Genomic DNA, 3931 nt, shown 5'->3' on the forward strand with positions numbered 1-3931 from the left:
CATAGACGATCTGGCGGGCTGTGATATGCCCCCGCAGGGCGTGGATCAGAGCACGCTGAGAGTGGAATACTATTGTCAGAATAAGCAGGAATACTCTTATCTGCGCGAAGTGTTCATTGATATGTATCCGTAGTCATCGGAAATACCCAGCCTTTCTGGCTGGGTATTATCACGTGTGACATTAGCATGAACCATTACACAATCTGTCAAGAGCCAGGTTCAGATGTCTGTTTCCGCCATTTCATCATCACTGATTGGCGTAGCGTTTTTTGCCAGCATTCCCACTTTGCGTTTTTCCTTTAACCGGCAGCTTTCTCTTTTGATGTTCAGTGTGGTGGACAATCCCGTAGATATATATATCCGCACGCTTTAGTTCTGTTTTATTTTTTTTCGACAAAATAATCAAAAAGGTAAATAAAATAAACGTTAGGTATTTTCTTTATGCGTTCTCTTTACATGTTGAGACTTCGAGTAATACTGTAAACCATATACGTTATAATCGCTAACCGACAAATAATCCAGAAAATTTAATTTATATTCCAGAGTAAACGAGCTGTTCATTTCAAAAATATGTTTGTAAAAGTGTATAGTATTCTGATTGCCGAAGTTTAACTGTGCAGGAGAAAATTTAGCAGATAAGAAATTTGGGGCACACTCGTCAACATTAACTGTTCTAAACAATAATGAAATAGCGGTACTTACATCATCAAAGCCTCTTAATTTCGTGCTGTTAAAATAGAACGTTCTTGCCGTAATGGTTATAGTAATCCGTCCGTCTCCGCAACCATCCAATATTCCCAGATCGCATGGTTCACAAAATGTGTTTTTCGCATATTTTCGCTCTTCATTACAAAAACAAGTTTTTAAATGTAACTCAGTGACCTCGTTTTATACGTGCTAAACTTATGCCATGTAATTGTAACTTTCTTTGCATTACCAATTATAATGCAACTTTTGGTACATACACCCCCAGATACTCCTTCTTCACCGTATTGCCTGGTCACGGTAAATTTATCTCCTGATGACTCCTTTCCTTCCACACGATCCAGTAAATTGTGATCATGTCTTCAGTTTCTTCCCGAAACACATAAATTTGTGAACACAACAAACTGAGTGATATCTCCGGTGACTTTAATAGTTTCGAATTAGATATGCGACCTCTTGATTTAAAATAACCATACCGAAGAGATTATCAGTTTTTTTTCACAAATGGGACTTTTTTTTGTGTTTTTTTGAGGCATTTTGAATGCCTGGAATGCAGCTGGAAGTTAACAGTTTGAAAAGCACGTCAGATGGGAATGGGAGGGTCGTATGAGGATGTTTTCTAATGCTACATAAAAGTAGCTTTTTTGACAATGGGTATTGGTATTATTGTGAGTTGATAAGTACTGTTTTGCCATTTAAGTTATACATATATCTAGTGCCACTTTTTCGAGAAAAATGATCCTATGATTTTTGTACATAGTGCCACTTTTAAAAAAAGTGACCCTATATCGTGATTACATAGGGTCACTTTTCATCAATAAGTGACCCTATGCGAGGTGCACATAGGACCATTTTTAAGGAAAAAGTGACCCTATGTCGTAGTCATCCTAAGCAATCAGAGATATAATCACGCAAAGACGTTTTTTCGCGAAAGTTTCTCGGCATATCGCAGATACTGATTGCAGTATTGCGTTTTTTTTAAGCAGTAAAATTTTCGTTAGCAGGCTCAGGGGTTTTGAGAAAACCCTGGAGACTTTGGTTAAAAAGTGATACAAGTAAGGACAATAGTTTAATGGATGGTTTAGAAGCTTAAATCGATAGTTCAAAATTTATAAAAGTTACTTTTCCATCTCCAAAACCGATCTTTTAATTCGAGTAGAAAATTATTGCAATTGTATTTATGCAAGGGCAATGTGCTCATATAAGAATCTGATAGTTTAACGCATAACTTACTCTGTAAAATATAACGAACCGATATTTCTATTATTCGTACCTACCGTGCACATCTAATGTCATTACCTCTTCATATTAGGCCTGAAGAATATCAACAACACCATTATTTTATTGGGCGCGATAAAAAACACTTGGAACTAAAACGGGCTACTTGCTATTATCCATGGCTATTTTAAATGGTAACACCAGGGAACAGATTGTTGAGGAAATAATAGACATCAATCATATATTTTTAATATCAAAAAAAATATAAGCACCAACTAAAACACTTACAATTCCACTCACCATCCACTAATAAAGTAAATATTTTACTTTCAGTGTAAATAACCCAGATAATATTAATAGGATTTAAAATGGCGAAATAATTATTTATAGAACATATAATTACCATATGTTAAATTCTCTCGCCAGCCAGTATCTGGATAGTTATTATCAAATTACATTCTCAGTTTAAATTGAGAGTTGTTTGGTATACTGGATGTAAAAGATCATGTCCAACGATTGTTCGGTTGTTTTCGTTAATAATAAAAGGGATATAATGGAGTGCTGCCTAGGTTATTATATTAAACCACCTTTCTTTTATCTTGATTAGAACTGGTTGTATCATTTGAGATATTGTCGGACAAACAGAGTCTGATAATTGGTGAGGCTGCCATTTTTATGATTTACAATCAATGATAAACCACTCCTTTCTATAGATACGCGGTCAGTACTGTATGGGCAATGGAAAGTAAATCAAACAACGTCGATATAGCTGAACAACTCAACAGGTTCCATTGACTGATGCAGGTTGGTAGCGTTCGACATACATACACTTCATTGCAACCTCTGCTGAATGTTATTAGCAAAAAAGTTGCATCCATGATGTACAGTGATTATAGTTGTAAGCGTCTAGCATACAGGGGGACGCGTTGGTTACATCATATTTAATGAGGCTAACCAGCCTAGCGCCCGAATGGAGAGAGTGAAATTCGATTTCACTCTCTCTTTTTTTCATCTAAACCTTTATTGTCAAATGGTTATACGCATTTATTTGTATTAGTCACGAATGCATCTGATACATTGACTTGTTACTCATTGCTAAAATGAGTAGCGAAGTTCATATCCAGTCATTAAACAGATTAAGAAAACGATAACTAAATAGTGGAGTTGACTCCTTGAACAGAGAAGATGTCCATCAACTGGCTACGCAATTGTTTGAAGGTAACGAAAGTGCGGCCCAAAAGTGGTGCCATGAACCCAACCGAGCGTTACGGTGGCAAACCCCTGAAGAACTTATGGGGAGCGAATCAGGAATCCAAACGGTAATAGCGTTAATAACACGACTAGAGCAAGGCGTGTATTCTTAGACCTTCTGCCCAGAGCCGTTCTGTAGTTTTATCATCGCATCAAGCAAATCGTTTTCATCCCGTGAATGCTGAGACTTGTTCCGGGTCACATCGGGGCTATTCACCGATGGAAGAGCTTTAAAACGACGGTTATCCCTTTGTTCCTGTACCAGCTTCGCCACATACAATACTTGGCCCAAATTCTGGGGTTAACAACTTACCCAGCCGAGGAAAACATCTGCAGTCCTCAAATAGACATTAGCATTGAGCCCCTACACTCGCACCAGTTGATAGTTCACTGCTTGTATGTGCTATAGCGTAAAGAGATACCGAAAGTATCCGCGTCAGCACCTGAAGAATTTAAGAGCCTGGAAGGAGGAAGGTTGCCAAAGGATGACGATGGATGCATGGGCAGTAATGCCGTGTTTGGTGTGATCACTCACATCAATGATGCCAGGATTGGGGAAATTTGACGATTGCCCGATAATTTAAGGCGCAAAGAAGTGGTATTTCGTGTCATTAAAACCCATGATTGTATACACATAACGAGTACACGAGGTTTTTATGCAATCCATCAACTTCCGTACCGCACGCGGCAACCTTACTGAAGTGCTCAACAATGTTGAAGCCGGGGAAAAGGTTGAAATGTAGTGGTCAACAAAAAC

General features: G+C 38.0%; 1 protein-coding gene and 1 pseudogene. One reads left to right on the plus strand and one right to left on the minus strand.

Going from position 1 to position 3931, the window contains the following annotated elements:
• Positions 1 to 219: 219 nt before the first annotated feature.
• Positions 220 to 339, minus strand: a pseudogene (locus D9736_RS23490) (AAA family ATPase); the annotation flags it as partial.
• A gap of 2792 nt (positions 340 to 3131) precedes the next feature.
• Here D9736_RS23490 and D9736_RS23260 point away from each other — a divergent pair.
• Positions 3132 to 3287 (plus strand): MbcA/ParS/Xre antitoxin family protein, encoded by a 156-nt coding sequence (locus D9736_RS23260; RefSeq protein WP_240725573.1) that lies wholly within the window; start codon positions 3132 to 3134, stop codon positions 3285 to 3287.
• Positions 3288 to 3931 lie beyond the last annotated feature (644 nt).

The organism is Escherichia sp. E10V10, assembly GCF_004211985.1.
In the GTDB taxonomy this organism is placed as follows: domain Bacteria; phylum Pseudomonadota; class Gammaproteobacteria; order Enterobacterales; family Enterobacteriaceae; genus Escherichia.